Origin of the sequence: Flagellimonas olearia, from assembly GCF_009184425.1 — a bacterium.
Classification (GTDB): Bacteria; Bacteroidota; Bacteroidia; order Flavobacteriales; family Flavobacteriaceae; genus Flagellimonas; species Flagellimonas olearia.
The window spans coordinates 2,006,506-2,029,644 of record NZ_WELG01000001.1 but is presented as its reverse complement, the minus strand read 5'-3'; the positions used below and the strand labels follow the sequence as shown (position 1 = coordinate 2,029,644).

Annotated in this window: 31 protein-coding genes; 28 read left to right on the top strand and 3 right to left on the bottom strand. The window is 42.7% G+C overall.

Annotated elements, in window-relative coordinates:
• Positions 1-53: 53 nt before the first annotated feature.
• Genes F8C76_RS08980 through F8C76_RS08970 form a run of 3 tightly spaced genes read right to left on the bottom strand, consistent with a single transcriptional unit; the run spans position 54 to position 6,424 of the window.
• Positions 54-1,391 carry a hypothetical protein gene (locus tag F8C76_RS08980; protein ID WP_152131350.1) on the bottom strand — a complete coding sequence of 446 codons (1,338 nt, stop codon included), beginning with the start codon at positions 1,389-1,391 and terminating at the stop codon, positions 54-56.
• A 28-nt stretch (positions 1,392-1,419) separates the two neighbouring features.
• Complete coding sequence (locus F8C76_RS08975) at positions 1,420-3,150, bottom strand: SusD/RagB family nutrient-binding outer membrane lipoprotein (RefSeq protein ID WP_152131349.1); 1,731 nt, start codon at positions 3,148-3,150, stop codon at positions 1,420-1,422.
• A 22-nt stretch (positions 3,151-3,172) separates the two neighbouring features.
• A complete protein-coding gene (locus F8C76_RS08970; RefSeq protein WP_152131348.1) occupies positions 3,173-6,424 on the bottom strand; it encodes a SusC/RagA family TonB-linked outer membrane protein in 3,252 nt (1,083 codons plus the stop codon).
• 485 nt (positions 6,425-6,909) lie between these two features.
• Between F8C76_RS08970 and F8C76_RS08965 the strand changes: the two genes are divergently transcribed.
• From F8C76_RS08965 to rplO, 28 genes are all read left to right on the top strand, one after another.
• Positions 6,910-7,725 (top strand): hypothetical protein, encoded by an 816-nt coding sequence (locus tag F8C76_RS08965; RefSeq protein ID WP_170284004.1) that lies wholly within the window; start codon positions 6,910-6,912, stop codon positions 7,723-7,725.
• Positions 7,726-7,757: 32 nt separating this feature from the next.
• Entirely contained in the window at positions 7,758-8,525 is a 768-nt protein-coding gene (locus F8C76_RS08960) for a hypothetical protein (protein ID WP_129653248.1), read from the top strand.
• A 59-nt stretch (positions 8,526-8,584) separates the two neighbouring features.
• Positions 8,585-9,352, top strand: coding sequence for a hypothetical protein (locus F8C76_RS08955; RefSeq protein WP_152131346.1), 768 nt, complete (start codon positions 8,585-8,587; stop codon positions 9,350-9,352).
• A 404-nt stretch (positions 9,353-9,756) separates the two neighbouring features.
• Entirely contained in the window at positions 9,757-10,578 is an 822-nt protein-coding gene (locus F8C76_RS08950; protein ID WP_152131345.1) for a hypothetical protein, read from the top strand.
• Positions 10,579-10,803: 225 nt separating this feature from the next.
• Positions 10,804-11,178, top strand: coding sequence for a 30S ribosomal protein S12 (gene rpsL, locus F8C76_RS08945; RefSeq protein WP_013305196.1), 375 nt, complete (start codon positions 10,804-10,806; stop codon positions 11,176-11,178).
• A gap of 19 nt (positions 11,179-11,197) precedes the next feature.
• Positions 11,198-11,674: a 30S ribosomal protein S7 gene (rpsG, locus tag F8C76_RS08940; protein ID WP_116218595.1), complete on the top strand. Its 477-nt coding sequence runs from the start codon at positions 11,198-11,200 to the stop codon at positions 11,672-11,674.
• 8 nt (positions 11,675-11,682) lie between these two features.
• Entirely contained in the window at positions 11,683-13,812 is a 2,130-nt protein-coding gene (gene fusA, locus F8C76_RS08935) for an elongation factor G (RefSeq protein ID WP_152131344.1), read from the top strand.
• Between the two features lie 10 nt (positions 13,813-13,822).
• On the top strand, positions 13,823-14,128 hold the full coding sequence (gene rpsJ, locus F8C76_RS08930) for a 30S ribosomal protein S10 (protein ID WP_007094989.1): 306 nt from the start codon (positions 13,823-13,825) through the stop codon (positions 14,126-14,128).
• 205 nt (positions 14,129-14,333) lie between these two features.
• A complete protein-coding gene (gene rplC / locus F8C76_RS08925; protein WP_129653244.1) occupies positions 14,334-14,951 on the top strand; it encodes a 50S ribosomal protein L3 in 618 nt (205 codons plus the stop codon).
• Positions 14,951-15,580, top strand: coding sequence for a 50S ribosomal protein L4 (gene rplD / locus F8C76_RS08920; RefSeq protein ID WP_116218592.1), 630 nt, complete (start codon positions 14,951-14,953; stop codon positions 15,578-15,580). Before rplC ends, rplD begins: the two co-directional genes overlap by 1 nt.
• 7 nt (positions 15,581-15,587) lie before the next feature.
• Positions 15,588-15,878 carry a 50S ribosomal protein L23 gene (rplW, locus tag F8C76_RS08915; RefSeq protein WP_129653243.1) on the top strand — a complete coding sequence of 97 codons (291 nt, stop codon included), beginning with the start codon at positions 15,588-15,590 and terminating at the stop codon, positions 15,876-15,878.
• Between the two features lie 9 nt (positions 15,879-15,887).
• On the top strand, positions 15,888-16,712 hold the full coding sequence (rplB, locus tag F8C76_RS08910) for a 50S ribosomal protein L2 (RefSeq protein WP_152131343.1): 825 nt from the start codon (positions 15,888-15,890) through the stop codon (positions 16,710-16,712).
• A gap of 12 nt (positions 16,713-16,724) precedes the next feature.
• Positions 16,725-17,003 (top strand): 30S ribosomal protein S19, encoded by a 279-nt coding sequence (gene rpsS / locus F8C76_RS08905; protein WP_116218589.1) that lies wholly within the window; start codon positions 16,725-16,727, stop codon positions 17,001-17,003.
• A 7-nt stretch (positions 17,004-17,010) separates the two neighbouring features.
• Complete coding sequence (gene rplV / locus F8C76_RS08900) at positions 17,011-17,418, top strand: 50S ribosomal protein L22 (RefSeq protein ID WP_129653241.1); 408 nt, start codon at positions 17,011-17,013, stop codon at positions 17,416-17,418.
• 10 nt (positions 17,419-17,428) lie between these two features.
• A complete protein-coding gene (gene rpsC / locus F8C76_RS08895; protein WP_116218587.1) occupies positions 17,429-18,148 on the top strand; it encodes a 30S ribosomal protein S3 in 720 nt (239 codons plus the stop codon).
• A gap of 19 nt (positions 18,149-18,167) precedes the next feature.
• A complete protein-coding gene (rplP, locus tag F8C76_RS08890; RefSeq protein ID WP_152131342.1) occupies positions 18,168-18,587 on the top strand; it encodes a 50S ribosomal protein L16 in 420 nt (139 codons plus the stop codon).
• Between the two features lie 19 nt (positions 18,588-18,606).
• A complete protein-coding gene (rpmC, locus tag F8C76_RS08885) occupies positions 18,607-18,798 on the top strand; it encodes a 50S ribosomal protein L29 (protein WP_116218585.1) in 192 nt (63 codons plus the stop codon).
• A 13-nt stretch (positions 18,799-18,811) separates the two neighbouring features.
• A complete protein-coding gene (gene rpsQ, locus F8C76_RS08880) occupies positions 18,812-19,069 on the top strand; it encodes a 30S ribosomal protein S17 (protein ID WP_014032003.1) in 258 nt (85 codons plus the stop codon).
• A gap of 2 nt (positions 19,070-19,071) precedes the next feature.
• Positions 19,072-19,440 (top strand): 50S ribosomal protein L14, encoded by a 369-nt coding sequence (gene rplN / locus F8C76_RS08875; RefSeq protein WP_106145060.1) that lies wholly within the window; start codon positions 19,072-19,074, stop codon positions 19,438-19,440.
• A gap of 14 nt (positions 19,441-19,454) precedes the next feature.
• Complete coding sequence (rplX, locus tag F8C76_RS08870) at positions 19,455-19,766, top strand: 50S ribosomal protein L24 (RefSeq protein ID WP_152131341.1); 312 nt, start codon at positions 19,455-19,457, stop codon at positions 19,764-19,766.
• 2 nt (positions 19,767-19,768) lie between these two features.
• Positions 19,769-20,320: a 50S ribosomal protein L5 gene (gene rplE / locus F8C76_RS08865; protein ID WP_116218583.1), complete on the top strand. Its 552-nt coding sequence runs from the start codon at positions 19,769-19,771 to the stop codon at positions 20,318-20,320.
• A 1-nt stretch (position 20,321) separates the two neighbouring features.
• The gene (rpsN, locus tag F8C76_RS08860) at positions 20,322-20,591 is read left to right on the top strand and encodes a 30S ribosomal protein S14 (protein WP_116218582.1); all 270 of its coding nucleotides are present in this window, start codon (positions 20,322-20,324) and stop codon (positions 20,589-20,591) included.
• An 18-nt stretch (positions 20,592-20,609) separates the two neighbouring features.
• Positions 20,610-21,008: a 30S ribosomal protein S8 gene (gene rpsH / locus F8C76_RS08855; protein ID WP_129653239.1), complete on the top strand. Its 399-nt coding sequence runs from the start codon at positions 20,610-20,612 to the stop codon at positions 21,006-21,008.
• Positions 21,009-21,026: 18 nt separating this feature from the next.
• Positions 21,027-21,569 carry a 50S ribosomal protein L6 gene (gene rplF, locus F8C76_RS08850; protein ID WP_152131340.1) on the top strand — a complete coding sequence of 181 codons (543 nt, stop codon included), beginning with the start codon at positions 21,027-21,029 and terminating at the stop codon, positions 21,567-21,569.
• A gap of 11 nt (positions 21,570-21,580) precedes the next feature.
• Positions 21,581-21,934, top strand: coding sequence for a 50S ribosomal protein L18 (gene rplR / locus F8C76_RS08845; RefSeq protein ID WP_129653237.1), 354 nt, complete (start codon positions 21,581-21,583; stop codon positions 21,932-21,934).
• A 7-nt stretch (positions 21,935-21,941) separates the two neighbouring features.
• Positions 21,942-22,466: a 30S ribosomal protein S5 gene (gene rpsE / locus F8C76_RS08840; RefSeq protein WP_116218578.1), complete on the top strand. Its 525-nt coding sequence runs from the start codon at positions 21,942-21,944 to the stop codon at positions 22,464-22,466.
• Between the two features lie 13 nt (positions 22,467-22,479).
• On the top strand, positions 22,480-22,659 hold the full coding sequence (gene rpmD / locus F8C76_RS08835; protein ID WP_207211079.1) for a 50S ribosomal protein L30: 180 nt from the start codon (positions 22,480-22,482) through the stop codon (positions 22,657-22,659).
• Positions 22,660-22,672: 13 nt separating this feature from the next.
• Complete coding sequence (gene rplO, locus F8C76_RS08830; protein WP_152131339.1) at positions 22,673-23,125, top strand: 50S ribosomal protein L15; 453 nt, start codon at positions 22,673-22,675, stop codon at positions 23,123-23,125.
• Positions 23,126-23,139: the final 14 nt, after the last annotated feature.

Genomic DNA, 23,139 nt, shown 5'->3' with positions numbered 1-23,139 from the left:
AAAAAAGGGCACCTATTTGGTGCCCTTTAAATTATAGAATGGTATGTTCCTTCTTATTCACAAACCAATATCTCGCCACCTGGATATTCAGCTGGGGGCAAACCGTTTCCATTAGGGTACGGACCGCCTGAAGCAGCTGGATTTCCATTAGGATCATAAAGGATCCAAGTGTTCTCCTCATCCCAATCTCCACTGGTGTAGAAGAATTCGAATGTTGTGGTACCTTCTGGTACTGTAAATGAGCCAGTACTTCCGGCACCTACAGCAGCGAATGTATCTTCAAGTGCTACGCCGTCAAGGACCACAGTCAGGTAACCACCGTTCCAATCATCCTCATATGCATCCTTCATGTCAAATGTATATTCACCAGGATAGGGAGCATCTGCATTCAATTGGACACATTCAAATACGTCGTAAGTCAAATAGTATTCTGTTCCAGCTTCTGTAGTTGTAATGAGACGTCCATCTGTGGTCAGGATTTCATAACGCAAACGGAATTGGTCATTGGGCAACAAATCTTCGAAAGCAAGATCTGGACCGTACAGTTCAGTCTGTGGGAAACCATATTCCAAGGTCATAACGCCATCTGTATCCGTAAAGTCAGTTAAAGGAAATGTACGGAAAACAGCTTCTGGTTCTGACATGTCTTCTTCACCCTCCAAAATATTTCTGTCGGAAAATGAACGATATACGGTTACGGACTCTATGTAGTCAGCTTCAGCAAAGGCTGGGTCGCTCATATCTATACTAACTGTGAACAAGAAGTCGTCATTAGTAGCGCCTTCCGTAACATCAACTACGTTTCTGTTTTCGTCAGCTACTTCAAATTCAATACCATCTTCCAAAGATTCAGAATACTGGAATGGCGAAGTAAAGAATGTACCACCGGATACGGTACCATTGGCATCGTTGGTGAATACTCTACCGTCGGTCAATTCAGCTTCCACTCTGTAGAAGAAAGTGTCCCCTGGAAGTACATCGGCAACTGTGATGCCCGCAGTGGATAAAGCCTCTGCGTATGACAAGGAAAGAACTCCTGTTGGCAATCCAAACTCACCTGGTGTTGAAAAGTGTGAAGCAGGGTAGGTTGCCACCAAAGCCTCTGTTGAAGTATCATCAGAAGGATCATCATTGTTGTCAATGAAAGTGAAATACAATCTAACTTCAGATAGCGTGGATCCATTTTCCTTATCCTGTATTTCAACTTCCATGTCCCAAGTGGGTGAAGTATCAAAAATGTCAAAAGAAATGGTATCTGGATCGGTCAACGTCCTGATCACAATACCGGTTGTGGTATCGCTGTAGATTTTGTCAATAAGTTTTTCTTCGCTACATGAGAAGGCAATGCAAACGAAAAAAAGCAATGAGATATGTTTTTTAAATTTTTTCATGATTTAATTTTTTTACGTTCTATGCCTATTAGTTAGAGAATGGGAATCCACTTGATGGATTGGTATCCCAGAACACAGGTACGGTCTGATCGGACTTCTGTGTGATGTTGGGATTACTGGTAACAGCTTGGTTGGGGTAGTACATGGAACGAATGTACGCTCCTGGTTCTGGTTCCCTGTTGGGCTGCATGGTGCTAGGATATCCTGTTCTTCTATAGAAATTATAGGTCTCAATACCATTTCCGTAGTGGCTTACCATATACTGCTCGCCAAATACATCCCACTTCTCACTTCCAGTTGCATCGTTGAATGCAGTAATGGTGGCAAGAACGAAATCATTGATTGCTCCTGTTGTTGGCTCAAAGGACAGGTCTGCATTTCCATCATTGGCTACATAAGATTGAACCTTGGCGATTTGCTTTACAAGGGCATTTTCAAAATGGGTGGCCGCTACTCCTGGCTGGTTGGCTGCCAAAGCCATTTCTGCTCTCCAGAAATCAACCATATAGGCATCCAAAATCGGAGTGATTCCTTTACCTCCAGCCCCAAATGAAGCAGGATTGATTCCTTGTGCAATGGCTTCGAAGCTATCATCGTCGAAACGTCCACCGGCTGGATATACGCCAAAAGTAGTTTTCAACAAACCATCTGGCGGTCCACCTTCGTCATCACCATGATCTCTACCCCAGTATCCGTTAGGCAAGGCGCAGAATGTAAACCCTCCTGTAACATAGTGTGCGGGTGGGGTTTGCAAAGAACAGGTCAAAAGTTCCTCGTTTGGAGGGAACCCAGACTGCCCAGGTACATTAATGGTCTGACGATAGAAGTAGTACCGTAACCTTGGGTCATCCGTGGTGTCCATTATGTTGGCCAGCCAGTTGGATATGTAATGCGCGGCACCGGCCGAAGCATAGTTGATACCATAGTTAGGGTGTCTTGTATCGGGTTGGGAAGCACTTGTTCCTGGCCAATTCCAATCAAAATCCTCTGAAGTGTCCATAATGTAATCTCCCGAAGTAATGATGGCATTGAAGCTAGCCGCAGCAGAAGCATCCACTAAACGGGTCTGGACATAAATCTTCAATTTCAAGGTGTTGGCTGCTTTTACCCACATTTCGAAATCCCCTCCATAAAAATAATCTGTTGTTGGAGGTGAAGCCGTTTCATTGGTGAAGTTTACAATGGCTTGATCCAATAAAGACAATGCGGCTGCGTAAACAGATTCACCGCTATCCAAATTAGGATTCACAATTTCTGGAGCTTGCAAAGCCTCTGAGTAAGGTACATCCCCGAAGAAATCTACCAAAGTCACCAAAGTATAAGCTTCAAAGAATTGGGCCATTCCCAAATGTCTGGACAAACCAGCTTCCTCGGCAAGGGGGGTCATTGAGCGAATGTCGAACAATATACCTCGATAGGCGTTGTCCCATTCATCGTCTGTATCAATATCTTGATAACCACCTCTATAATCCCTTGAGCCGAAAGGCATCAAACGAGTCAATTCACTTCCCAAGATGGAGAATCCATCACCGGTTACGTTACCACCTGTAGTGAAGTTATCGTTGGGGTCACCCGTGGCCTCCCCATCAATCTGTCTTGCGAAATCTTCCTGAATGGAGTTCAGAAAGAAATCGGGGCTTGCCTGTTCAGGAGTCAGGTAGTTAGGGTCCTGTGTAAGATCCAACTCGGTGGATTCACAGGATACCATCAATGACCCAACAAACAAGACCGATGCTATATATGTGCTTATGTTTTTCATTTTTATAACTATTTTTTTCATCTTAGAATGTTGCTTTAACACTAAATCCATATCTCCTGGAGCTAGGTCCGTTCAAGAAATCAAACCCGAATCCGTTACCAACACCAGTACCAGATGTGTTAGGATCAAAGTTGGCACCATCCGGAGTGTTTATGGCATCATACCATAGGTTGAATCCAGAAACTGTGAAAGAAAGACTTCCAAATGGAGTTTTATCCAAGAACTTCTTAGGTACTGAGTAACCCAAGGAAACTTCTTGAAGTCTTAGCAAGGTTGCATCGTAAACTTGCAGTTCACTAGGACCGAAAAGAACGTTTGTAAAGTAGTAATCCGAGTTGTTTATCTGTACATCGTTCACTCGTCCATCACTCTGTTGAACACCAGGAAGGATAAATGTGTTTTCCCTGTCAACAGTCTCTTCAATCAAACCTCTACCCAACAATGTTGCAATTGTACCGGAGTAGATGTCACCACCTTGTGTCCAGTTAAACTGGAATCCAAAGTTGAAATTCTTATAAGAGAACTGGTTGTTAAAGTTCACGGTGAAATCCGGGTTGGGATCACCGATGATACCATCTTGGGAATCGAACACGTAGTCACCAGCAGAGTTAACCACAAGGTTTCCATCATCATCCCTCAATACTCGGCTACTGTAGATTACCCCAAGAGGTTCACCTTCGATAGCTGCGTTACCCAAGTTGGAATAACCAGAGTATACGATCAAATCAGTATCGGCACCCAAATCCTCAACGGTAGTTTCGGTGGCACTGAAGTTTACGTTGGAGTTCCAGTTAAATCCATCACTATCGCTACGGATTAGATTCAGACCCAAATCAAGCTCTACACCTTCACCTTTAATCTCACCTACGTTGGTAGTGGTCCTGTAATATCCGGATGATGGATCCAATGGTTGTGTTACAATAAGGTCTGTAGTGGTCCTTTGATAGATGGAAGCATCCAAAGTAACTCTTCCGTCCCACCATCTGGATTCAACCCCTAGTTCAATTTCTGATACCTGCTCAGGTTTCAATTCAGGATTACCCAAGTTAAGTGGAGTAGTATTGGTCACGATGTTTCTTCCGGTATTGTCTTGGAAATCTTGTGTATCCAAAACCAATCTACTGGCTACAGGGTAAGAATCAGAGTTCTGATCAGGGAAACCAGCGGAGGTTCCGTAACCGGCCCTAATTTTCAAGTAGTTCAATACATCACTTTTCAATCCGTCAAAAGCGGTTGTTGGAACGAATGACAAACTCGCACTAGGATAGAACAAAGAGCGGTTGGCTTTATCCAAGTTGGATACCCAGTCGTTTCTTCCTGCCAAAGTAACGAAGACAAAATTATCATAATCAAATTCCACCTGTCCGTACAAACCAATTACGTTACGTTCTGAGGTCTGTTGGATTTCGTTATTGTTCAAGAAGTTGAAGTGGCGAAGTACGCCAAACACCTGCTGACCATCACTGGAAACACCGGTTTGGTTAAATACTTCCCTTCTTCCGTTGAAACCTAAGTTGAAAGTACTTCCAACGGTTTCAGTCAAATCAAAATCACCGTTGAATGCCAAGTTGTGGTCCCAAATGGTATTGGTGTTGTTCCAAGTTTCGTAGACACCGCTCTGAAGCCTAATGTCATTACTGTTACTGTTTACACCACCTTTGTTCTGGTAGTTAACGTTGTTCTCGCTATAGTTGTCAATACCAACACGGTAAGAAAGGTTTAGGTTCTCGCTTAGGTCATATTGTATAGCCATGTTACCGAACACCCTATTGGTTTGTTGTTGTGTACCAGAGTTGTTCACGGTCCACAAGGGGTGCTGGATGGAGTTGTTCTGACGATAATAGACACTTCCTCCGGTAATTGGATCTTGGTAAGGTAATCCAAGAACATCAACCGAACGCGGTGTAAAGTAAAGGTCTCCAAATACTGAGGAACCGCTACCAGTGGCACCGTTACCCAAACTCAAGGCAACTGGTGGGGAGATAAACTTGGTCCTTGCGTAGTTTAAAGTACCTGAAACCGTGAACTTGTTGCTCAATACGGCTCTACCCCCTACGCCAAAGTTGTTTCGGTTAAGGCTGTTTCCAGGGGTGAAACCTTGGTCTTTTAGGTAACCGTAGTTCACGTTGTAGGAAATTTTTCCATCTGAAGAAGCTCCCGCAACATTGATGGAAGTATTGGTAACCGTACCGGTCTTAAAGAAATTCTCAAAACTTTTATAGGGCTTCCACACATATCGGGCACCTTGATACTCTGGAAAGGCAGCCTGAATGGCATCCGTGGAAGTGGAATAAGGGTGGGCCAGTGTTCCATTGGCATCAAAAGCGGAGCTGTTGCCCCAGCCGGAAAGACCTTCTCTTCTAAAGCTAGGTCCCCAGTTACTGAAGAACCAACCAAAAGCTTGGTCAAAACCGTTACCGTATTCGTTTTGATATTTTGGTGTTGAGGCTATTTCATTGAAGAACATGGAAGAAGTAACCGTAATTTCGGTCTTTTTAGCTCCTTCTCCTCCAGAACCAGCTTTGGTGGTGATCAAGATCACACCGTTTCTACCTAGAGATCCGTAAAGGGTGGAGGCCGCTAGACCTTTCAATACGTTCACGCTTTCAATACTGTTTGGGTCCAAATCCAAGAACCTACTGGAACCGTTGTTACCATTAATGAAGTCATTACGGCTACCTTGTCTACCAGATGGGTTGGTGTCACCGTTGAATGGTACACCATCCACAATGAACAAAGGTTGGTTACTTTGGCTAAAGGAGTTGAAACCCCGTATAATGATATTGGTACCGGATCCGGAAAGACCACTCTGTTGGGTAATGTTAACCCCGGAGGCCTTACCCATAAGTACACGTCCCAAATCACCTTCGGCTTTTTCCTCCAGCTGTTCAGAACTTACTTCGGCAACCGCATATCCCAAGGCTTGCTTCTCCCTCTTGATACCAAGGGCAGTAACAATTACCTCTTCAAGGGCTTGGGTGTCCTCTTCCATTTGAACATTGACCACGCTTCCTGCGCCAACAACCCTACTTGTGGCTCTTTGGCCTATATAAGTGAAAAGTAGTGTTTGACCTTGACTTGCACTGATTGAATAGTTTCCATCAAAATCCGTTTGGGTACCGTTGGTGGTCCCTTCGACGACAATGTTGACCCCAGGCAGCGGCAGCCCATCGGCGTCCGTGACAGTACCTGTAATCGTCTTGTCTTGTGCAAAGGATAGATGCACAACAAACGCCAATAACAGCGTTAACAATCCATTAAGTTTTGTTCTCATTTTTAAATTATTTGAATTAGCTAGGCGCTAAAATCATAATTTCATGTTAATAATCCAAACTAATTTTATTAAATTTTTAAGATGATGTTAGCAAATGCGTTAACAATAAAATGAGTGCATGTATTTAAAAAACTTGTTAATTTTAACCTATAAAAATTAGGTGTTGTTAAAAAAACATCCATTTAGTTCACTTAATAAGGTGTTTTGCAACAACATCCTTAATTGTGCTTCTTAAAAAGGGTTTAACATTTTGTTAGTATACCTTAATATATATGGGGACTATTGAGGGTTTCTTTTGAGTAGGGCTTGCTTTGGCTATGATGTGGTTCAGTATGGTGTTTGTGGGAATTGCAGGCTTTATGACTCTTTTTGGTGCATGAATGGACTCTTTATGGGTGTGTCTCTTCTAAATAGATCTAAGGATTGTTATGTTTAACTCCTTAATTTTTATATATTTAACTTAAATCAAAAATCATAGAAGTAAGATGAAAACTTGTTATACCAATAAAGCTCGTGTCTTTTCCTTTGCACTATTTGCATTGATGGTTTCATTTGCAAATGCCCAAGGAAATATCCATTCTCCCGGTGAGGGAGGTATGTTTACCCAAAACAGACTTGCTCTGATGAAAGGTACCGGCGCTGAAGATGCTGATATGGGCAATAACCCATGGATGATGGACCTCTATAATGATATGCGGACCAAAATGGGCCGTTTGGGTGAAGATGTCAACCTTACCTTGGAGGATATAGATGGAACCATATACCTAGACGAATCTTTTAAAATTGGTGGGCTTTATCAGAACGGTATTGCCTTTAAGAGAATGTATATGCGTTTTGACGCGTATAATGATGAAGTGGAATTAAGGGAAAGCCCCGATTCGGATGTCACTAGGTCCATGGTGAAAAACGAAGAGTATTCCTGCTCTATCAATGGGAATGAATTTATGTATATGCAATACACTGATGACAAAGGTGCTACTGTTAAAGGTTATCTTTCGCCATTGGTGAAAGGAGGAGAATATGTGCTCTATGAAAAACGTGTAAAAGTCTTTAAAGAAGGCAAGCCTGCAAAAACTTCTTTGGATAAGGGATTCCCCCATCGATTTTTGGATAAGGTGGAGTACTACGTATCCGTGAATGGTGGAACGCCAGAATATATGAAGGCCAAGAAATCTGAAGTGCTTGACATGTTTTCCGATGAAGATCAAAAAAAGGTCAAACAATTCATGAAGGATAAGCATATCAACTTAGGAGACAATATGGGCCTTGCCAACTTGTTTGCCTATGCGAATACCCTTTAAACAACAGTTGTCGTTTATTTAAAGAAAGGATTATGGGAAAGTTATTTGTTGCTGCAGGATGTGTTTGGTTTGTGGTGATGACTGCTGCGGGTCAGGCCAAGGTCCAATCGTATAGTGTCATTTCCGGAATTACTTGGAGTAAGGAGCAGTCGTTCGGGAACAATCCTTCCATGGAAAACCTGTACAATGATATGCGGGTTAAATTTGGGAGAATGGGCGAAGAAGTGAATCTTACCCTCGAGGATATTGATGGCACCATCTATCTCAATGAAAACTTTACCTTGGGAACGCTCTACGATGAAGGTGTGGCCTTCAAGAAATTGTACATGCGTTATGATGCCTATAATGATGAAGTGGAGTTGAAGGAGAGTTTGGGTGCTGATGTGGTAAGGTCCATGTTGAAGCATCCGGTATACTCATGCTCCATGAATGGCAATGACTATTATTATGCCATATACACCGATGAGGATGGGAATTCCCAAAAAGGATATCTAACACCGGTAGTGACCGGAGAAGGTTACAATCTTTTTGTGAAGCATAAAAAAGTGTTCAAAGAAGGAAAAGAGGCCAGAAACTCCTTGGAGAAATCATTTCCGCACCGATTTTTGGACAGGACGGAATACTATGTTTCCCGTGCAGGTGAGGTGCCGGTTTTTATGAAAACCAAAAAATCCGACGTGCTTTCCATGTTTTTGGATGAAGATCAAAATGCAATCAAAGGCTATATAAAAGAAAAGCGCCCCAATGTGAACGACAGTGCTGATTTGCAGAATCTGTTCACCTATGCCAATACCTTATAATATTATACGTCCGTTTTCTTCTGGACGATAGGTTGGTTGAGGTCTTAAATTTAGGATGTATGAAGAGACCATATTTTATTGCTGTTTTCGTGGTTTTTGGTTTTGCGGTTGGTATGGCCCAAAATAAGATTATTCAACCTTGGGGGGTTATCCAGACTGCTCGTAACCCAGATCAAGCGTTCGGGAACAACCCTTCCATGGAGAACCTCTATAATGATATGAGGATTAAGTTCGGTCGCTTGGGTGAGGAGGTAAACCTTACCTTGGAGGATATTGATGGAACCATTTATCTCAATGAAAACTTCACTTTGGGGACCCTTTACGATGAAGGTGTGGCCTTCAAGAAACTCTACATTAGATATGATGCCTATAATGATGAAGTGGAGTTGAAGGAGAGTTTGGGTGCTGATGTGGTAAGGTCCATGTTGAAGCATCCGGTGTACTCATGCTCTGTAAATGGCAATGAGTATCATTATATAATGTATACCGATGAGGATGGGGAATCCCAAAAAGGATATCTGACGCCGGTGGTGGCGGGAGGGGATTATACGCTCTTTGTAAAACACAGGAAAGTGTTCAAGGAGGGTAAGGAGGCTAGGAACTCCTTGGAGAAATCATTTCCGCACCGGTTTTTGGACAGGACCGAATACTATGTTTCCCGTACAGGTGAAATGCCGGTTTTTATGAAAACTAAAAAATCCGATGTGCTTTCCGTGTTTTCGGAGGGGGACCAGAAGGCTATCAAAGGTTATTTTAAGGACAAACGCCCCAATGTAAATGACGACGATGACTTGTTGAATTTGTTTACTTACGCCAACACGTTGTAGTAAAAAATCGACAAGACAGAATTTTAACAATATTCAAAATCTGTGCCCATCGGTTTTTTGGATAAAACTGAATATTCCTTAAAGTCAAGTCCTTCCCTTCTTTTTCTTCAACGTAAAAACTTCAGTGGCCATTTCTGTATTCCCTGAAGCTGAACTGAAGCATGGTTAAAGGTGCGTCAAAGAAAAGTTTATGAATGTTAGGGCTATGAATAGCCCAAATCTATTTTGCATATGTAAATTCATTGCAGAAACAATTGTATTTTGTTCTAATTCAGCATGTTATATGAAAAATTTATGTAAATTGAAAAGAAATGGGAATTGCGATATTTGGCTATGGTCGGATGCGAACGTTTCATAAAGATTGAAACGAGGTTTTTTTGAAGTTAATCTAAAAATAAAAAGGAATGAAAAAGCAACTGATTTCTTGTGTTCTTTTAATGTTTGGGGTATCAGTTTTTGGACAATACCAGTTAATGAATCCTGCCTTTGCTCCAGGAGGCGATAAGGCTGGCAGGGCTGGACTGGGTCTTTGTTGCACATCCCAGGCCTCAATGGGAAACAACCCTACGGTAATGAACTTCTTCTCTGACTTGAAGAATAAGTTTGGTGATGTGAGCTTTACTAAGGCGGATGGTTACGCCAAGGTGCAGGGAAGTGCATATTATGTAAAGGAGTTTAAAAAGGCTGCCATTTATGACAATGGGGAGGAAGTGGCAGAATTTTATGTGCGATATGATGCTTTTAACGATGACTTGGAGGTTAAGCGCAACAAGTATAGTATTACTGCGGAATCGCTTATTCGGGATAAGGATGTCTCTTGTGTGGTGGATGGACGGGAGTATAAATATCTCACCTTTAAGGATGAGAAAAACAATATTAAAAGGGGCTACGTGGTGTCTATCTATTCCGGAAACACATATACGGTCTATGAGAGATTGCGCAAAACCTATCGCGACGGGAAATACGCAAAGACATCCCATGGGACTGATTTTCCGCCACGCTTTTCGGACAAGATGGAGTACTATGTCGCTGTTTTGGATAACGACCCCATGTTTGTTAAGTTGAGCAAGAATAGAGTATTGGATTTTTTTAATGACCCTTCTAAAAAAGAATTGGCCAGGTATATCAAGAAAAAGGGTATAGGTTTTAAAAACGCAGAAGATTTAGTTTCTGTTTTCAGAAAAGCAGACTTGATGGGCGACCTGGTTGCTGTGGCCAGTCAATGAAAAGATCAAGCTATTGGGGAAAGCACCTTGTGGGGTGCTTTTTTTTGTCAAAAATGATTGTTTGCATCATTTTACAAGTATTGGTGAATGCATTAAATGCTTCAAAATATAATGAACAATAAAAAATATTTGAAATTAATCTTTAAGGGATTTGATTACTAATGAAATATCACTACATTTGCAGCCCTCAAAATGGGGGTTATTTAGTTTTAAATAGGAATTTTAATGCCAACAATTTCACAATTAGTACGAAAAGGAAGGGCCACAATTACCAAGAAGAGTAAATCGGCTGCTTTGGATTCGTGTCCTCAAAGAAGAGGGGTTTGTACGCGGGTTTACACCACTACGCCAAAGAAACCGAACTCTGCAATGCGTAAAGTTGCAAGGGTAAGGTTGACCAACGGTAAAGAGGTGAACGCATACATCCCTGGAGAAGGTCACAACCTCCAAGAGCACTCGATAGTATTGGTTAGAGGCGGAAGAGTAAAGGATTTGCCTGGTGTGCGATACCACATCGTTCGCGGGGCGTTGGATACTGCCGGTGTGGCGGGAAGAACGCAGCGAAGATCAAAGTATGGTGCTAAGCGTCCCAAAAAGTAATCAACTTTAAGAAGAAGCAATGAGAAAAAAGCAGGCAAAGAAAAGACCACTTTTACCAGATCCAAGATTTAACGATCAGCTTGTTACACGTTTCGTGAACATGATGATGTGGGACGGTAAAAAGTCAATTGCATTCAAGATTTTCTACGATGCAATTGATATCGTTGATGAAAAGAACACGGACGAGGAAAAAACCGCTTTGGAGCTATGGAAAGATGCTCTTTCCAATGTTATGCCGCACGTTGAAGTAAGAAGTAGAAGAGTGGGTGGTGCGACATTCCAGATTCCAATGCAGATTCGTCCAGATAGAAAGATATCCACTGCAATGAAGTGGTTGATTCTTTACGCAAGAAAGCGTAACGAGAAATCCATGGCGCAGAAACTGGCCTCTGAGATTTTGGCAGCTGCCAAGGAGGAAGGTGCTGCAGTGAAGAAAAGAGTAGATACACACAAAATGGCCGAGGCCAATAAAGCATTCTCACACTTTAGATTCTAATCATTACAATGGGAAGAGATTTAAAATATACAAGGAATATAGGTATTGCAGCTCACATTGATGCTGGTAAAACAACTACTACAGAGCGTATTCTTTTTTATACAGGTGTGAGTCACAAAATTGGTGAGGTGCATGATGGTGCAGCTACCATGGACTGGATGGAGCAAGAGCAGGAGCGTGGTATTACCATTACTTCCGCGGCTACTACTTGTACATGGAAGTTCCCAATGGAGAACGCGCAGCCATTGCCTGATACCAAGGATTACCACTTTAACATTATTGACACTCCCGGACACGTGGATTTTACCGTTGAGGTAAACCGTTCTTTACGTGTTTTGGATGGTTTGGTGTTCTTGTTCAGTGCGGTAGATGGTGTTGAGCCACAATCCGAGACCAACTGGAGATTGGCCGATAACTACAAAGTGCCTAGAATTGGATTCGTGAACAAAATGGACCGTCAAGGTTCCAACTTCTTGAACGTGTGCAAGCAGGTTCGTGAGATGTTGGGTTCCAATGCGGTGCCAATTGTATTGCCTATTGGTGACGAAGCCGACTTTAAAGGTATTGTGGATTTGGCCAAGAACAGGGCGATCGTATGGCACGATGATAACTTCGGGTCTACATTTGATGTTGTGGATATTCCTGCTGACATGTTGGATGAGGTGAAGGAGTACAGAGCTGCCTTGATTGAAGCTGTTGCAGAATATGATGAGAATTTGATGGAGAAATTCTTCGAGGATGAAGATTCCATCACAGAAGAAGAAGTGCATGCTGCATTGCGTGCTGCGGTAATGGACAGGGCTATCATTCCTATGGTTTGTGGTTCTTCCTTTAAGAACAAAGGGGTTCAGTTCCTTTTGGATGCCGTTTGTCGCTACTTGCCTTCTCCTTTGGATAAAGATGATATTGTAGGAACCAATCCTGATACTGGTGAGGAAGTTACCAGAAAGCCGGATCCTAAAGATCCCTTTGCGGCACTTGCCTTTAAAATTGCTACCGATCCTTTCGTAGGTCGTTTGGCTTTCTTTAGAGCATATTCTGGTCGTTTGGATGCAGGTTCTTACATCTTGAACAACCGTTCAGGTAAGAAAGAGCGTATTTCTCGAATCTATCAGATGCACTCCAATAAACAAAACGCCATCGATTATATTGAGGCTGGTGATATTGGTGCGGCTGTTGGATTTAAGGATATCAAGACAGGAGATACCATGTCTGCTGAAAATGCACCTATAGTTTTGGAAAGTATGAACTTCCCCGATCCCGTTATTGGTATCGCGGTTGAGCCAAAAACCAAGGCTGATGTGGATAAATTGGGTATGGCTTTGGCCAAATTGGCGGAAGAAGATCCAACCTTCCAGGTGAAAACAGACGAAGCTTCAGGACAGACCATTATTTCTGGTATGGGTGAGCTTCACTTGGATATCATCGTGGACCGTTTAAGACGTGAGTTTAAGGTAGAGGTGAACCAAGGTCAACCACAGGTTGAGTACAAGGAAGCCCTTACTGCTACAGCGGATCACAGAGAAACATATAAGAAACAAACCGGTGGTCGTGGTAAATTTGCGGATATCGTATTTACGATGGAGCCTGCAAGTGACGAGACCAAAGCCGGATTGGAATTTGTCAACGAAATTAAAGGTGGTAACATTCCAAAGGAATATATCCCATCTGTAGAAAAAGGTTTCAAGGAAGCTATGAAAAACGGGCCGTTGGCTGGTTTTGAAATGGATAGCATGAAAATTACCCTTAAGGATGGATCTTTCCACCCTGTGGATTCTGATTCCTTGTCCTTTGAGTTGGCTGCGAAGCTTGGTTACAAAGTGGCTGCCAAAAAAGCCCGTGCCGTTCTAATGGAGCCCATCATGAAGTTGGAGGTGCTTACACCTGAAGAGAACATGGGTGATATTGTAGGTGACTTGAACCGAAGAAGAGGTCAGGTGAACAACATGGATGATAGGGCTGGTGCCAAAGTGGTAAAAGCAGAGGTTCCACTATCGGAAATGTTCGGATATGTAACTTCCTTGAGAACATTGTCTTCAGGTAGGGCAACATCCACCATGGAATTTTCACACTATGCAGAAACTCCTTCCAATATTGCGGAAGAGGTGATTAAAGCAGCTAAAGGAGTAACCGCTTAATTTCAGCAAGATGAGTCAAAAAATTAGAATAAAATTGAAATCTTACGATCACAATTTGGTGGACAAATCTGCTGAGAAGATCGTGAAAACAGTAAAAACGACCGGTGCTGTGGTAACTGGACCCATTCCATTGCCTACGCACAAGAAGATATTCACGGTTTTGCGTTCACCCCACGTGAACAAAAAATCAAGAGAGCAGTTCCAATTGAGCTCTTACAAGAGGCTTTTGGATATTTACAGCTCTTCATCAAAAACCATTGATGCCCTTATGAAGCTTGAGCTTCCCAGCGGTGTTGAGGTTGAGATCAAGGTCTGATAAAAGTTGTAGGTGTTGGGTTTTAAGCATTGAAGTTAAAACTCAACACTTAAAACTAAAAAAATTACATGTCTCGGACGATGGTTCGGGAAAAACGGTGAAAGAAAAAAATCTGGGTCAGAGCAGAATGTTTTTCTTGACCCAATTTTTTTGCCAAGAAATTGGCGTAAATAAAGAAAAGTAAACAATTAATAATTAGTTAAATATGTCTGGGTTAATAGGAAGAAAAATCGGTATGACCAGCATCTTCGACGAGAATGGAAAGAACGTTCCATGTACCGTTATCGAAGCTGGACCATGCGTGGTTACCCAAGTCAGAACCGAAGAGGTTGACGGGTACAGTGCCCTTCAGCTTGGTTTCGATGACAAGGCAGAAAAACGTGCTAACAAGGCCGAAACCGGCCACTTTAAGAAAGCAGGTACTTCTCCAAAGAAACAAGTCGTTGAATTCCAAGATTTTGAAGGTGAATACAAATTAGGGGACGTCGTAGGTGCGGACCTATTTGTGGAAGGTGAATTTGTTGATGTAATTGGTACATCAAAAGGTAAAGGATTTCAAGGGGTTGTTAAGCGTCATGGTTTTGGTGGAGTAGGTCAAGCGACCCACGGTCAGCACAACCGATTGAGAGCTCCTGGTTCCATTGGTGCCGCATCATATCCTGCCCGAGTTTTCAAAGGAATGAAAATGGCCGGTAGAATGGGTGGCGATAGAGTAACAGTCCAAAACTTGAGAGTATTGAAAGTGGTTCCTGAGAAAAACCTTATCGTAGTGAAAGGATGTGTTCCAGGGCACAAGAATGCTTACGTAACAATTGAGAAGTAATGAAGGTTGCAGTTTTAGATATCAAAGGAAAAGAGACCGGAAGAAAGGTAGACCTTTCTGACGATGTTTTCGCCATAGAGCCCAATGAGCATGCCATCTATTTGGATGTAAAGCAGTATTTGGCGCATCAAAGACAAGGGACCCACAAAGCTAAAGAGAGAGCTGAGATTGCCGGGAGTACCCGTAAGATCAAAAAGCAAAAGGGAACTGGTACCGCAAGGGCCGGTAGTATTAAATCCCCTGTTTTTAGAGGTGGAGGTAGAATCTTCGGTCCAAGACCAAAGGACTATACCCAAAAATTGAACAAAAACGTAAAGCGATTGGCCCGTAGGTCGGCCTTGAGCCTTAAAACCAAGGAGAAATCCGTAGTGGTTGTGGAAGATTTCAATTTTGAAACTCCAAAGACCAAGGATTTTGTAGCTTTCCTAACCTCTTTGGGTCTGGAAAATAAAAAGTCCCTTATAGTGTTGGGCGATACAAATAATAACGTATATTTGTCGTCGCGTAATTTGGAACGCTCCGAAGTTGTAACTGGCTCAGAATTAAATACTTACAAAATAGTTAACGCTAACAGTTTAGTATTGACCGAAAGCGCTTTGGAAGGAATTGAATCGAACCTAAAGAAATAAAAGTATCATGAGTGTGTTGATAAGACCGATTATTACGGAAAAGATGACCGCTGACAGCGAGCTTTTCAATCGTTACGGTTTCTATGTTCAGCCTGGGGCTAACAAGTTGGAAATCAAGGAAGCGGTAGAGGCTACTTATGGTGTTTCTGTGGAAAAGGTGAGAACCATGAACTATGGACCAGCGCGTAAGAGTCGTTATACAAAAACCGGAATCCAGCACGGTAAGACAAATGCGATGAAAAAAGCAATTGTTGATGTGGCTGAAGGTGATATTATTGATTTTTACAGTAATCTATAAAGACGAGAAATGTCAGTTAGAAAATTAAAACCGATAACCCCTGGGCAGCGTTTTAGAGTAGTAAACGGATTTGACGCGATTACTACTGATAAGCCGGAAAAAAGCTTGCTTGCTCCGTTAAAAAAGTCAGGTGGTAGGAACAGTCAAGGAAAAATGACCATGCGCCATAGAGGTGGGGGTCATAAGAGAAGATATCGAATCATCGATTTCAAAAGGGACAAACAGGGAGTTGAGGCCACTGTGGTTTCTATCCAATACGATCCCAACAGAACTGCATTTATCGCCTTGGTAGAGTACAAGGATGGTGAAAAAAGATATGTGGTTGCCCAAAATGGTTTGCAGGTAGGACAAACGATCCAATCCGGAACAGGTTCTGCCCCTGAAATTGGAAATGCACTTCCATTGAGCGAGGTTCCATTGGGTACCATTATCTCTTGCATAGAATTGAGACCTGGTCAAGGAGCGGTCATGGCGAGAAGTGCCGGTACATTTGCCCAGTTGATGGCAAAGGACGGTAAGTTCGTTACCATTAAGTTGCCTTCTGGTGAAACCCGTATGATATTGGCCACTTGTTTGGCTACCATTGGTGCGGTTTCCAACTCCGATCACCAATTGTTGGTGTCCGGTAAAGCTGGTAGAAGCAGATGGTTGGGTAGAAGACCAAGAACTAGGCCAGTAGCCATGAACCCTGTCGATCACCCAATGGGTGGTGGTGAAGGAAGGGCTTCCGGAGGTCACCCAAGATCTAAGAACGGTATTCCCGCAAAAGGATTCAGAACCCGTTCCAAGACCAAGGATACCAATAGATACATCATAGAACGTAGAAAGAAATAAAAGAAAAAGTAAATGGCACGTTCGTTAAAAAAAGGACCATTCGTTCATCATAGTCTGGAGAAGAAAGTCCAAACCAATATAGAATCAGGAAAGAAAACGGTTATCAAAACGTGGTCTAGAGCCTCAATGATAACGCCGGATTTCGTAGGACAGACCATCGCGGTCCACAACGGTAAGCAATTTGTTCCCGTTTATGTTACCGAGAACATGGTAGGTCACAAACTTGGAGAATTTTCACCTACACGATCTTTTAGGGGTCATGCAGGAGCCAAAAACAAAGGTAAAAAGTAAGTAAGCTATGGGAGTTCGTAAAAGACAAATGGCCGAAAGGTTAAAGGAAGAGAAGAAGCAACTTGCTATTGCAAAGCTTAACAACTGCCCAACATCTCCAAGAAAGATGCGATTGGTGGCAGATTTGGTAAGAGGAAAACAAATCGAAATGGCTTTGGCCATCTTGAGGTTCAACTCAAAGGAAGCTTCCAGAAAAATGGAGAAACTATTGCTTTCTGCCATTGCTAACTGGGAGGCCAAGAATGAAGATGCCAGCATTGAGGATGCTGATCTTTATATCAAGGAAATCCGAGTGGATGGTGGAACCATGTTGAAACGTTTGCGTCCTGCTCCTCAGGGAAGGGCCCACAGAATCAGAAAGCGTTCCAATCATGTGACCATGATTTTGGAATCCAATAACAACGTTCAAAGCTAGAAAATAGAATATGGGACAGAAGACCAATCCAATAGGAAATCGCTTGGGAATTATCAGAGGATGGGAATCCAACTGGTACGGAGGAAACGATTACGGCGATAAGCTGGCTGAGGATGATAAAATTAGAAAGTACGTGCATGCACGTTTGGCCAAGGCCAGTGTATCACGGGTTATCATAGAGAGAACCTTGAAATTAATCACCATTACCATTACCACGGCTCGTCCAGGTATCATCATTGGTAAAGGAGGTCAAGAAGTTGATAAGCTTAAGGAAGAGCTTAAGAAAATTACCAACAAAGAGGTTCAGATCAATATTCACGAGATCAAGAGACCTGAGCTTGATGCCAATTTGGTTGCTGCCAGTGTTGCAAGACAGATTGAGAGCAGGATTTCATACAGAAGAGCCATTAAAATGGCCATTGCTGCGGCAATCCGTATGAATGCCGAAGGAATCAAGATCCAGATTTCTGGACGTTTGAACGGAGCTGAAATGGCACGTTCTGAATCTTACAAGGAGGGAAGAATCCCATTGTCCACTTTCCGTGCCGATGTAGATTATGCATTGCACGAAGCTCACACTACCTATGGTAGATTGGGTATCAAGGTTTGGATCATGAAGGGTGAGGTCTATGGAAAAAGAGAACTTTCCCCATTGGTAGGATTGAGCAAGAGTCAAGGAGGAAAAGGCGGTAAACAAGATGGAGGTAAAAAACCACGCCGTAGAAAGTAATAAGATAAAGTAAGGTAAGATGTTACAGCCAAAAAGAACGAAATTTCGTAAAGCCCAGAAGGGGCGTATGAAAGGAATCTCACAAAGAGGACACCAACTTTCCAATGGGATGTTCGGTATCAAGTCCATGGATTCACACTTCATTACTTCCCGTCAAATCGAGGCTGCACGTATTGCTGCGACAAGGTACATGAAAAGGCAAGGCCAGTTGTGGATCAAAATATTCCCGGACAAACCTATCACCAAGAAACCTCTTGAGGTACGTATGGGTAAGGGTAAGGGTGCTCCAGAATATTGGGTAGCTGTTGTGAAGCCTGGAAGAATCATGTTCGAAGTTGCTGGAGTGCCAATGGATGTGGCCAAAGAAGCCCTTAGGCTAGCGGCCCAGAAATTGCCAGTCAAAACCAAGTTTATCGTAGCTAGGGATTATTCCGCTTAATTTTTAATTGAGAAGAAAGATGAGACAATCAGAAGTAAAAGAACTTTCAATTGAAGAGCTAAAGGAGAAGTTGGCCGAGTTCAAGAAACAACATGCCGATCTTAAAATGGCACATGCCGTAACTCCTTTGGAAAATCCTTTACAGATTAGAAAGGCAAGAAGGACGGTAGCTAGACTTGCAACAGAATTAACTAAAAGGGAATTACAATAATTGGTTCTGCCTTATGGAAAACAGAAATTTAAGAAAAGAAAGAATAGGCGTTGTTACCAGCAACAAAATGGAGAAATCAATTGTGGTTTCTGAGGTAAAGCGAGTAAAACACCCTATGTACGGTAAATTCGTTTTGAAGACCAAGAAGTATGTTGCCCACGACGAAAAGAACGATTGCAACGAAGGTGATACCGTTAAGATAATGGAAACCAGGCCCTTGAGTAAGACCAAGTGCTGGAGGTTGGTAGAAATCCTTGAAAGAGCTAAATAATTATGGTACAACAAGAATCACGATTAAAGGTTGCGGACAATACTGGTGCAAAAGAAGTTTTGACCATCCGCGTACTTGGAGGAACAAAGAGAAGGTATGCTTCATTGGGTGACAAGATTGTTGTCACGGTTAAGGAGGCTACTCCAAACGGTACTGTAAAGAAAGGTTCTGTTTCCACTGCAGTGGTTGTTCGAACCAAAAAAGAGGTCAGAAGACCCGACGGTTCTTACATCCGTTTTGATGACAATGCCTGCGTATTGTTGAACCCTACTGGTGAAATGAGAGGAACCCGTGTCTTTGGACCGGTTGCAAGGGAGCTTAGGGACAAGCAGTTTATGAAGATTGTTTCATTGGCACCCGAAGTGCTGTAAAAGAATACAGAGAGATGAAGTTGAAAATAAAAACAGGGGATACAGTAAGAGTCATTGCGGGAGACCACAAAGGCAGTGAAGGTAAAGTGCTTCGCGTATTCCGTGAAAAGAACAAAGCTATCGTGGAGGGTGTCAATGAGGTATCCAAGCACGAAAAGCCGAGCGCACAAAACCCTCAGGGAGGTATAACCAAAAAGGAGGCGCCAATACATATTTCCAATCTTTCCTTGATCGATCCAAAATCTGGTGATGCAACCAGAGTTGGGTACGAAGAAAGAGATGGAAAAAAAGTAAGGGTTTCCAAAAAATCCAATGAAGTAATTTAGTCATGAGTTATATACCAAGATTAAAGCAGGAATATAAAGAGCGTGTAATAAAGGCGCTTACCGAAGAATTCGGTTACAGTAACGTAATGCAGGTTCCCAAGTTGGAAAAGATTGTGGTAAGCCGTGGTGTTGGAGCAGCTGTTTCCGACAAGAAGCTTATTGATCATGCAGTGGACGAGTTGACCAACATTACAGGTCAGAAAGCAGTTGCCACTCTTTCCAAAAAGGACGTTGCTACCTTTAAATTGAGAAAGGGAATGCCCATTGGAGCCAAAGTTACCTTGAGAGGTGAGCGTATGTACGAATTCTTGGATAGATTGATCACATCTGCCCTACCAAGGGTAAGGGATTTCCAAGGAGTTAAAGCTACTGGTTTTGACGGTAGAGGTAACTACAACTTGGGTATCACTGAGCAGATTATCTTCCCAGAGATCAATATAGACAGGATCAATAGGATCAACGGGATGGACATCACGTTTGTTACATCGGCACAAACCGATAAAGAAGCAAAATCATTGTTAACCGAAATGGGAGTACCCTTTAAAAAGAACTAGTATGGCCAAGGAATCAATGAAAGCCCGTGAGAGAAAAAGGGCAAAAATGGTTGCAAAATATGCCGAGAAAAGAAAGGCGCTAAAGGAGGCTGGAGATTACGAAGCCCTTCAGAAGTTGCCTAAGAATGCATCTCCGGTACGTATGCGTAACCGTTGTAAATTGACAGGAAGACCAAGAGGTTATATGAGAACTTTTGGAATATCAAGGGTTACTTTCAGGGAGATGGCCAATCAAGGTTTGATACCAGGAGTTAAAAAGGCAAGTTGGTAATTTAGATAAAGAAAAGAAATGCTTACAGATCCAATTTCAGATTATTTGACCAGAATCAGAAATGCCAACATGGCAGGTCATAGGGTAGTGGACGTTCCCGCTTCCAATCTAAAGAAACAAATTACCAAAATATTGTTTGATCAAGGCTATATTTTGAGTTACAAGTTCGAGGATGACGGTGCACAGGGGAACATCAAAATAGCCCTTAAGTACGATAAGTTTTCCAAGGAGCCCATTATAAAGAAACTGCAACGGGTAAGTAAGCCCGGTTTGAGAAAGTATTCCAGTTCAGATGAACTACCAAGGGTATTGAACGGTTTGGGGATAGCCATTGTGTCTACATCCCACGGTGTAATGACCAGCAAGCAGGCCAAGCAGGAGAATGTAGGTGGTGAAGTATTGTGCTACGTATATTAATCGAGAAAAGAGAAGAAAATGTCAAGAATAGGTAACAGTCCAGTTGCAATTCCAGAAGGAGTCACCGTAGAGGTGAAAGATACCTTGGTTACCGTAAAAGGTAAATTGGGAGAGCTTTCCCAAGAATTCTCTGGAGTTGATGTAAAGGTTGAGGATGGTAACGTTTTGGTGGAAAGACCCTCTGATTCCAAGGAACACAAAGCAAAGCATGGGTTATATCGTGCCCTTTTTGCCAATATGGTAAAAGGAGTCTCTCAAGGATGGAGCAAGGAATTGGAACTTGTGGGTGTTGGATACAGAGCCAGCAACCAAGGTCAGAAATTGGACTTGGCCCTCGGATTCTCTCATAACATCGTTATGGACATTGCTCCAGAGGTAAAAGTTGAGACCGTCTCCGAAAAAGGGAAAAACCCTATCATAAAACTAACATCCCACGATAAGCAATTGGTAGGTCAGGTGGCCGCCAAGATACGATCCTTCCGTAAGCCAGAGCCTTACAAAGGAAAAGGTGTCAAGTTTGTGGGTGAACAATTGAGAAGAAAAGCAGGTAAATCAGCTTAATAATTAAGACTATGGGATTATCTAAGACTGAAAGAAAATTACGCATCCGAAGAAGAATACGAAAGGTATCCTTCGGAACTGAGGCAAGACCAAGATTGTCTGTCTTCAGAAGCAATAAGGAAATATATGCCCAGTTGATCGACGACAACAAGGGAGTAACTTTGGCTGCAGCCTCATCACGCGATAAGGATGTGGAAGCCAAAGGAACCAAAAGTGAGGTCGCAACCAATGTGGGTAAGGCCATAGCGGAAAAAGCGCTTAAGCTAGGGGTTGAGACCGTGTCTTTTGATCGAGGTGGTAACCTTTATCACGGAAGAGTTAAATCATTGGCTGAAGGAGCTAGGGAAGCAGGACTAAAATTCTAATAAGACTATGTACCAGAATTACAAGAACGTAGAAATAGTAAAGCCAGGAGGACTTGAGTTGAAAGACCGTTTGGTTGGTGTACAACGGGTTACCAAAGTAACCAAGGGTGGTAGAGCTTTTGGTTTTTCAGCCATAGTTGTTGTTGGTGATGAAAACGGTGTTGTTGGACATGGTTTGGGAAAATCCAAGGAAGTAGCCACTGCAATTGCAAAAGCTATCGAGGATGCCAAAAAGAATTTGGTTCGTATTCCTTTGACCAAAGCCACACTTCCCCACGAACAAAAAGGAAAATATGGCGGTGCTAGGGTTTTCATTAAGCCTGCATCACATGGTACCGGGGTAATCGCCGGTGGAGCTGTAAGGGCCGTATTGGAAGCTGTTGGGGTACAAGACGTATTGTCCAAGTCCCAAGGTTCATCCAACCCACACAACGTGGTAAAAGCTACCTTTGATGCCTTGTTGCAGTTAAGGAGTGCCGATACCGTGGCCAAGCAGAGAGGAGTTTCTTTGGAAAAAGTCTTTAAAGGATAAACACGAGGATATTATGTCAAAGATTAAGGTTACACAAGTAAAGAGCGCTATCAAAAGGACACAGGACCAAAAAAGGACTTTGGAGGCCCTTGGACTGCGCAAGATCGGGCATGTTGTTGAGCATGAAGCAACACCTAGTATCCTTGGAATGGTAAATAAGGTAAAACACTTGGTTTCCACAGAGGAAGCTTAAAATATAACGGAACATGGATTTACACAATCTTAAACCAGCGGAAGGCGCTGTTCACAAAGAGGGAAAACGCTTAGGTAGGGGAGAAGGCTCCGGTAAGGGAGGTACTGCCGCCCGTGGACACAAAGGTGCCAAGTCCAGATCAGGATATTCCAAAAAGATTGGTTTTGAAGGAGGTCAAATGCCTTTGCAAAGACGTGTCCCCAAGTTTGGGTTCAAAAACATCAACAGAAAGGAATACAGAGGAATCAATCTTGGTAAACTACAAGAATTGGTGGACAATGGAACTGTGAAAAAAGAAGTTACTTTGGAAACGCTTGTGGAAAACGGATTGGCCCACAAAAATGACTTGGTTAAGATTTTGGGTGACGGTGAATTGAAAGCCGGCCTAAAAGTATCTGTACATAAATTTACGGCTTCCGCCAAAGCTGCCATTGAAGCTGCAGGAGGCGAAGCAATAAGTTTATAAGGAATTCGTATAGC

Coding starts and splice junctions, on each gene's coding strand:
- F8C76_RS08980 (WP_152131350.1), bottom strand. CDS start 1,391: ATGAAAAAATTTAAAAAACATATCTCATTGCTTTTTTTCGTTTGCATT.
- F8C76_RS08975 (WP_152131349.1), bottom strand. CDS start 3,150: ATGAAAAACATAAGCACATATATAGCATCGGTCTTGTTTGTTGGGTCA.
- F8C76_RS08970 (WP_152131348.1), bottom strand. CDS start 6,424: ATGAGAACAAAACTTAATGGATTGTTAACGCTGTTATTGGCGTTTGTT.
- F8C76_RS08965 (WP_170284004.1), top strand. CDS start 6,910: ATGAAAACTTGTTATACCAATAAAGCTCGTGTCTTTTCCTTTGCACTA.
- F8C76_RS08960 (WP_129653248.1), top strand. CDS start 7,758: ATGGGAAAGTTATTTGTTGCTGCAGGATGTGTTTGGTTTGTGGTGATG.
- F8C76_RS08955 (WP_152131346.1), top strand. CDS start 8,585: ATGAAGAGACCATATTTTATTGCTGTTTTCGTGGTTTTTGGTTTTGCG.
- F8C76_RS08950 (WP_152131345.1), top strand. CDS start 9,757: ATGAAAAAGCAACTGATTTCTTGTGTTCTTTTAATGTTTGGGGTATCA.
- rpsL (WP_013305196.1), top strand. CDS start 10,804: ATGCCAACAATTTCACAATTAGTACGAAAAGGAAGGGCCACAATTACC.
- rpsG (WP_116218595.1), top strand. CDS start 11,198: ATGAGAAAAAAGCAGGCAAAGAAAAGACCACTTTTACCAGATCCAAGA.
- fusA (WP_152131344.1), top strand. CDS start 11,683: ATGGGAAGAGATTTAAAATATACAAGGAATATAGGTATTGCAGCTCAC.
- rpsJ (WP_007094989.1), top strand. CDS start 13,823: ATGAGTCAAAAAATTAGAATAAAATTGAAATCTTACGATCACAATTTG.
- rplC (WP_129653244.1), top strand. CDS start 14,334: ATGTCTGGGTTAATAGGAAGAAAAATCGGTATGACCAGCATCTTCGAC.
- rplD (WP_116218592.1), top strand. CDS start 14,951: ATGAAGGTTGCAGTTTTAGATATCAAAGGAAAAGAGACCGGAAGAAAG.
- rplW (WP_129653243.1), top strand. CDS start 15,588: ATGAGTGTGTTGATAAGACCGATTATTACGGAAAAGATGACCGCTGAC.
- rplB (WP_152131343.1), top strand. CDS start 15,888: ATGTCAGTTAGAAAATTAAAACCGATAACCCCTGGGCAGCGTTTTAGA.
- rpsS (WP_116218589.1), top strand. CDS start 16,725: ATGGCACGTTCGTTAAAAAAAGGACCATTCGTTCATCATAGTCTGGAG.
- rplV (WP_129653241.1), top strand. CDS start 17,011: ATGGGAGTTCGTAAAAGACAAATGGCCGAAAGGTTAAAGGAAGAGAAG.
- rpsC (WP_116218587.1), top strand. CDS start 17,429: ATGGGACAGAAGACCAATCCAATAGGAAATCGCTTGGGAATTATCAGA.
- rplP (WP_152131342.1), top strand. CDS start 18,168: ATGTTACAGCCAAAAAGAACGAAATTTCGTAAAGCCCAGAAGGGGCGT.
- rpmC (WP_116218585.1), top strand. CDS start 18,607: ATGAGACAATCAGAAGTAAAAGAACTTTCAATTGAAGAGCTAAAGGAG.
- rpsQ (WP_014032003.1), top strand. CDS start 18,812: ATGGAAAACAGAAATTTAAGAAAAGAAAGAATAGGCGTTGTTACCAGC.
- rplN (WP_106145060.1), top strand. CDS start 19,072: ATGGTACAACAAGAATCACGATTAAAGGTTGCGGACAATACTGGTGCA.
- rplX (WP_152131341.1), top strand. CDS start 19,455: ATGAAGTTGAAAATAAAAACAGGGGATACAGTAAGAGTCATTGCGGGA.
- rplE (WP_116218583.1), top strand. CDS start 19,769: ATGAGTTATATACCAAGATTAAAGCAGGAATATAAAGAGCGTGTAATA.
- rpsN (WP_116218582.1), top strand. CDS start 20,322: ATGGCCAAGGAATCAATGAAAGCCCGTGAGAGAAAAAGGGCAAAAATG.
- rpsH (WP_129653239.1), top strand. CDS start 20,610: ATGCTTACAGATCCAATTTCAGATTATTTGACCAGAATCAGAAATGCC.
- rplF (WP_152131340.1), top strand. CDS start 21,027: ATGTCAAGAATAGGTAACAGTCCAGTTGCAATTCCAGAAGGAGTCACC.
- rplR (WP_129653237.1), top strand. CDS start 21,581: ATGGGATTATCTAAGACTGAAAGAAAATTACGCATCCGAAGAAGAATA.
- rpsE (WP_116218578.1), top strand. CDS start 21,942: ATGTACCAGAATTACAAGAACGTAGAAATAGTAAAGCCAGGAGGACTT.
- rpmD (WP_207211079.1), top strand. CDS start 22,480: ATGTCAAAGATTAAGGTTACACAAGTAAAGAGCGCTATCAAAAGGACA.
- rplO (WP_152131339.1), top strand. CDS start 22,673: ATGGATTTACACAATCTTAAACCAGCGGAAGGCGCTGTTCACAAAGAG.